The sequence below is a fragment of the Pseudanabaena sp. 'Roaring Creek' genome (assembly GCF_001402795.1).
Classification (GTDB): domain Bacteria; phylum Cyanobacteriota; class Cyanobacteriia; order Pseudanabaenales; family Pseudanabaenaceae; genus Pseudanabaena.
In genome coordinates, this window is the sequence record NZ_LIRE01000292.1 from 1 (window position 1) to 6,100 (window position 6,100).

The 6,100-nt window shown below is 41.0% G+C and carries 5 protein-coding genes and 1 pseudogene; 5 read left to right on the forward strand and 1 reads right to left on the reverse strand.

Annotated elements, in window-relative coordinates:
- A partial coding sequence (locus AC805_RS10145; protein ID WP_156341371.1) for a PAS domain-containing protein occupies window positions 1–1,950 on the reverse strand: 1,950 nt, incomplete at its 3' end.
- Window positions 1,951–2,176: 226 nt separating this feature from the next.
- Here AC805_RS10145 and AC805_RS10150 point away from each other — a divergent pair.
- From AC805_RS10150 to AC805_RS10170, 5 genes and pseudogenes are all read left to right on the forward strand, one after another.
- Window positions 2,177–3,598: a serine/threonine-protein kinase gene (locus tag AC805_RS10150; protein WP_055075328.1), complete on the forward strand. Its 1,422-nt coding sequence runs from the start codon at window positions 2,177–2,179 to the stop codon at window positions 3,596–3,598.
- Between the two features lie 311 nt (window positions 3,599–3,909).
- The gene (locus AC805_RS10155) at window positions 3,910–4,209 is read left to right on the forward strand and encodes a hypothetical protein (RefSeq protein WP_055075329.1); all 300 of its coding nucleotides are present in this window, start codon (window positions 3,910–3,912) and stop codon (window positions 4,207–4,209) included.
- Window positions 4,210–4,576: 367 nt separating this feature from the next.
- Window positions 4,577–4,711 (forward strand): annotated as a pseudogene (locus AC805_RS25550) (IS982 family transposase); the annotation flags it as partial.
- Between the two features lie 557 nt (window positions 4,712–5,268).
- Window positions 5,269–5,394 (forward strand): type B 50S ribosomal protein L36, encoded by a 126-nt coding sequence (ykgO, locus tag AC805_RS24640; RefSeq protein WP_071590172.1) that lies wholly within the window; start codon window positions 5,269–5,271, stop codon window positions 5,392–5,394.
- A 54-nt stretch (window positions 5,395–5,448) separates the two neighbouring features.
- Window positions 5,449–6,042 carry a PAP/fibrillin family protein gene (locus tag AC805_RS10170; protein ID WP_055075332.1) on the forward strand — a complete coding sequence of 198 codons (594 nt, stop codon included), beginning with the start codon at window positions 5,449–5,451 and terminating at the stop codon, window positions 6,040–6,042.
- Window positions 6,043–6,100 lie beyond the last annotated feature (58 nt).

Consider the following 6,100-nt stretch of genomic DNA (forward strand, 5'->3'; position numbering starts at 1 on the left):
TCTCAAACACGCTCTAAAAGGGGACATCATAGCAACACTATAGTTAGCGGCGGTGACAAAACCTTCTCGATCGTCTGGATGATGCAGATCGTCAATCCATTTTGGGTCTTGCAGAACCTTTTCGCAATCTATTTCATAGATATCCTTGATCGACGAATTAATATATTCAAAATAGTGAGAACCGTCGGGGCGTTGAATTGTCGTGTAGATTATTCCCGGAAAACTTGATGCAATTCTAGCGAATCTTTGCTCGCTTGCCATTAGCTCGGCTTCTACTGTCTTGCGATCGCTAATGTCGTAAGCCATGCCAGTCATTAGCAATACCTTTCCCTGTTTGTCTCGGCTCAATATTACACTGCAACTATGCAACCAACGCCATTCACCGTTAGCATGTTTCATGCGATATTCATAGCTAATGATTTCTCCATCCTTGGCATTGTTAATTTGTTCTAGATATTTAGGATAGTCAAATTCTTCGGGATGTATGGTCTTAGGGAAAAAATCTTCTCCCATAGCGGTAATATCGGCGGCTGTATATCCTAATAAAGAGTGAATTGTTCTATTTATGTAAACAAGTTTCATCTCTTGGACATTATATAGAAAAAGCATACTAGGCGAGGCATCGGCAATTTGATGGATAAATAACTTGCTCTCTTGCAATTCAAGTTCGATTTGTTTGCGATCGCTAACATCTTGAGCGTTACCAATAATCTGTTGGACTCTTCCACACTCATCACGATTGAAAATCGTGTCATAGCTACGGAGCCATTTAATCTCGCCATTTGCATCGATCGCTCGATATTCAATTTCTAAGATCTCTTCATCACGAGCATGGCTTAATCGATGGAGGTGAGATTCCATGGCAGCAAGGTCTTCAGGGTGAATCAGGTTCCGATGTAAGTTATCTTTCATCGCTTGAATCTGTTCGGTTGAATAGCCCAAGATCTTGGCAATTTCTCGATTAGAATAAATATTTCGTTTTTCTTGTAAATCGTATAGGTACAGGATATTGGGTGAAGCATCAGCAATCTTTTGAATAAATTTGAGATTGTTTTGTAGTTCGATCTCAGTTTGCTTGTGAGCAGTAATATCAAAACAGAAACCAATGTACCCTAGAAAAAGATTATCTTTACTGAATATTGGGGCTCCACGATCTATAATCCAACCGTAGACTTGATCGTGGCGCTTGAGACGATATTCCATTTCAAAGGATTTTCTCGCATCAAAGGCTTTAAAGTAAATATCTCGACTCATCTCGCGATCATCGGGATGAACGCATTCAAACCAACCATCACCAATTTCTTGCTCTAAGGATCTTCCCGTATAGTCCAGCCAAGCTTGATTGAAATAGTAGTAGGACTTGTCTGTTCCAGATTCCCGCAGCATAACAAGAGCGCGATCGGCAATGGTATAGAAATATTCTCGATTGCCTATTATTTCCTCAGAAGACAATGGTGGATCAGGATGTTTGGATATTGGCGATTCCTGCCATTGCCTTATAGCAATGTCTTTTCTGGCAATTTCTTTTTTTAAATTGGATTGGGCGATCGCATTCCGCAGGGCTGCAAAAATTAATTCCTTAGTTAAAGTCTCTTTGACTAGATAATCTTGATAGTCTTGGGCAATACGAACTATGCATCCTTCATCTTCGGCTTTCACCAAGAGAACTACAGGCACTTGGATAGAGTTCAGTTGGTGCAAAAAAAAATCTTTGTCGGGATGCGATTCTTCCCATTCTAAAAATACACAGTCAGGGGGGGATTGTAGATCAGGCTCTAAAGTTACTAATAGAGATGGAGCATAATGGAAATTATGGAAGTGATAATGATCGCCTCGATGTTCGATGATATGAGGATAGTCTGAAGCTGAAAAACCTATGGGGGAAAGATATTCATAGCTGTCTGCGATTATTAACACTTTCCATTCAGAACTAGCTATAACTCTGTGCATGGGTTTAATTTAAATCAGTAAATCAGTTAAACATAATAAATAGTAGAAATAGTTCGGCATAGTTAAAAATTAAAGTAAGAAAGCCCCTACTCATTTCTTAAATTGGTATTACTTATGCTTGGCTGCTTAGGGCTATTATATAGCAATCCAAAGTGGTTTGTGGAAAAATGTAACTCCCAAAATGGAGAGCGTAACGTCGATTAATTTGTATATTTAGTAAACAAAGATGATAGATGAACTGCATCAAATTGGTGATATTGTCAGCGATCGCTATACCATCGTTTCAGTTCTAGGGCGTGGCGGTATGGCAATCACCTACGCGGCAACGGATCGCCTTCGCGATCGCGCCGTGGCGATCAAAGTGCTATCTCTGCGGCAGGCTAGCCAGTGGAAAGCGATCGAATTATTTGAACGGGAAGCTAAGGTATTGGCTAGCCTAAATCACCCGCAAATTCCGAAATATATCGACTATTTTTATACCGATCTTGAGAGCGATCGCCGCTTTTATTTGGTTCAAGAGCTGATTGAAGGCAAATCCCTAAACGAGATCGTTCAGAATGGGATGCGGATGACAGAAGGAGAAGTAAAGGAGATCGCGATACAAATCTTAAACCTGTTGTGCTACCTGCACGAACTATCACCCCCTGTCGTCCATCGAGATATTAAGCCTCACAATTTGATCCAACGACCTACGGGGGCGATAGCTCTTGTGGATTTTGGCGCGGTTCAGGATATTTATCGTAATACGATCGCTGGGGGGAGTACCTTTGTCGGAACCTATGGTTATATGGCTCCCGAACAATTTCAGGGGCAAGCAAGTGGTGCTTCTGACCTGTATGGGTTAGGGGCAACCTTAATGTTTCTGCTCACCCATCGTTCTCCTTCAGAATTGCCGCAAAATCGCATGAAAATTGATGTGCGAGCCTGTACCAAAATTTCCCCAGAATTTGCAGAGTGGTTAGAGCAAGCGATCGAACCTACTACTGAGGATCGTTTCCCTTCCGCAAGAATTGCCCTAGAAATATTGGAAGGGAAGCGGAATTCTACTTATTCTCTGGCTAATAATCTGGCTAATAACTATATTGCTACTCTAAAATCATCAGGTGAAATTGCTAAGACGCGCAAATTAAAGCCTTTAGATACCCGCATTCAGTTTGAAAGAACTAGCGATCGCCTGACATTTAAAATCCCTAGCCTTGGCTACCGTCCTCTGACATGGTTTTTCGGAGCCCTTGCCCTTGGTATTTATTGGGGCTTAGATAAATTCATTCTCCCTTACCTCAATACCTTTGGCTTGCTATCTCAGATTGCCCTAGGATTCGTTGCGGTGATGGTTGGATTAATGTCACTTATGTGTGCTTTTTTGTTTGTCTACGCATTAATTGGTAATGTCTTAATTGAAATGGATCGCCAAACCTTCAGGATTTCATGGCATCTATTTGGGATTCGGATTGGACGCGAACGGGGCTATAACTCGGAGATTACCCGTATTGGGATTGAGGAAATTGAATCGGAAAACGGGCAAAAAAGTACCCAATATGCGATCTGGCGAGGTACTAGCAAACATCGTTTTGATTCAATTTTAATCGAAAAAGAAGAGACGGATTGGATATTAGGTGAACTATTGGATTTTTTAAGCCATTTATAGATTTGTTATACCAATTCCCAAAATGACGTTGCCATTTTGGGGATCTCAAAACCCTACTGGGTTTGTCTTTTAATTCACTGAAGTGTTGGTACACTTCAGTGAATGGGCAAAGAATTGGTATTAAGTCTCTAGGCACAGTATTGCTAAATTGGTAGGGAGCAAAGCGCCTTATTGCTATCTCTTAATAGAGAAGGGAGTATGCTTGTTTATCATTCTTTGGCAGGATGATGTTCTCAATTATAGGGATTAGACTCTGTTTTATAGATTTGGATTAAAAAATCAGTACTAGGTAACTGATGGAGGTTATAACTATGGATAGCCAAGAAGCAACCATTTTCGCATTACAGAATCGCATTAAATATCTGGAAGCCCATCTTCATCTGGCTTTACAGGTTTTGCGTGAAATGGAAGACTACGCTCAAGATTCCATAGAAGCCTTTGAATCATTGCCAAAAGCTCATGCCAAATCTCATACCATAGATATAGTTCCAACTAGTAAAATTGAATTGCCGACATTTCTCAGTTCGCGTACTTGGAGACATCAGACTCCCATGATGAAGAGTACCAATACATTTGTCTCCCGTGATCGCGCGATCGCTAATGCTTCCTAATTACAGCGAGCAAGCAAAAAGTCGTAGTCAAATAAGCCCCAAAATGCAAGTGGTGGCGCAAAGCGCCCATCTAAACTCCGATCGATGTATTTGTGCCTTTTCCATTGATATGAAATGGGCATTTCAGTACTCATTATCACAAGCAATCCAGTACCGCATAGCCCCAGAGAGAGGCGATCGCTAATTTAGCGATCGCCTCTCTCGTTGGTGTGGGTATAAAATCTGAATTTTCTGTACAACAATTATTGGTCAGTTATTGGTCAGTTATACCAAATCACAAAATGGCGTAGCCATTTTGTGATTTTAAAACCCTTACTGAGTTTAGTTTTCAATTCCCAAAAGTGTAGCCACACTTTTGGGAATTGGTATTATTGGTCAGTTAGTTGGGCGTTTCCATCTTGATAGAGTCTGGGCTAGGGATATCTGGCATCTTTCTAGTCGTCTTAATCGCAAAATCCTTGCTCATAAGTACTTGTGCAAAATAAATTACCCAAACCTGTAAAGTTGCGCCCCTGCGGGGCGCAACTTTACAGGTTTGGATGTGTAATTAATTATGAACATCTACTTACTATGTGTTTTTGGCTCAACCGACATTCCTTTCATCCTTTACAGTTTGAAGACTTGGTTGTTTCTTAATTCTTTAGTTAATTCTTAGTTGCACATCGCATGTTGTCACACTTTCGTGAATTATAGCTACAGTCACTTGAATTAGGACAAATCAAACCCCAAGAATTGACTGGCGGCGCGAAGCGCCGCCAGTCAATTCTTGGGGTTTGTTTATGTCCTAGTATAGGCGATAGCTATAAAAACCAAATCCAGTAAGGGTTTGCAAAACACAAGATGGCGTAGCCATTTTGTGTTTTAGTACAAAATCCAGATTTAAAACATGAGGCGCACGCGCAGCGTGCGCCTCATGTTTTAGATCTGGATTCACCCAATCATCTTTATTGGGTTTGATTGGGTGACAGCTATATTTGCCTAAATTTAGATCCATAATCATGCTAGAATTAAAAGCCGTGTGAAAATTTTTCATCATAAGTAAACGTTAGGGATTCATCCATGAAAGTTGTTAGCTCCCTCAGATCGGCAAAAACTCGCCATAAGGACTGCAAAATTGTGCGTCGTCGCGGCAGAATATATGTCATTTGTAAGACAAACCCAAAGTTCAAAGCTCGTCAAGGGTAAACAAAAAATAAAGGCAACGCACAGCGTTGCCTTTATTTTTTGTAAAATAGGAGTATGACTAGTACTACTCGTAAAGCAAATCTCCTGAATGCGATCGCCCCTGTGAATCGCGGCTTGCAAATGTCAGAAAATCAGCGCAAGGCGATTTTTTCGGCAGTTGCTTACCTTGAAGAACTAAACCCTACCCCTGCACCCACCCAAACCCCCGAACTGCTGGATGGGGATTGGCTATTGTTATTTACGACCAGTCAAGAGCTTTTGGGCATCGATCGCTTTCCGCTTTACAAGCTGGGCAATATTTACCAATGCTTGCGTGTAGCTGAAGGCAAAATTTTTAACGTTGCCGAAATTAAGGGTTTGCCCCTGCTCGGCGGATTAGTGAGCGTCTGCGCGAACTTTACTGTAGTTTCAGAGAAACGGGTTAAGGTAAATTTTGAGCGATTGGTTGCTGGCTCTCAGAGTCTAGTGGGCTATCAAAACGTCAAAAGTTTTATTGATACTTTGCGATCGCCCAAAAAACTATTAGCGATCGATTTCCAAATCAAGCGTGAAGATCAAAAGGGCTGGCTAGAAACGACCTATCTAGATCGCGATCTACGGATTGGAAGAGGAAATGAAGGGAATTTGTTTGTTTTAAGAAGGATTTAATTACGAATTACGAATTATAGATAATTTAAATAAAAACTACAGCTTCGACTTCGCTCAG

Bases quoted from the DNA above. Each gene is read 5' to 3' on its own strand.
- AC805_RS10150 (WP_055075328.1), top strand. From the start codon at position 2,177: ATGATAGATGAACTGCATCAAATTGGTGATATTGTCAGCGATCGCTAT.
- AC805_RS10155 (WP_055075329.1), top strand. From the start codon at position 3,910: ATGGATAGCCAAGAAGCAACCATTTTCGCATTACAGAATCGCATTAAA.
- ykgO (WP_071590172.1), top strand. From the start codon at position 5,269: ATGAAAGTTGTTAGCTCCCTCAGATCGGCAAAAACTCGCCATAAGGAC.
- AC805_RS10170 (WP_055075332.1), top strand. From the start codon at position 5,449: ATGACTAGTACTACTCGTAAAGCAAATCTCCTGAATGCGATCGCCCCT.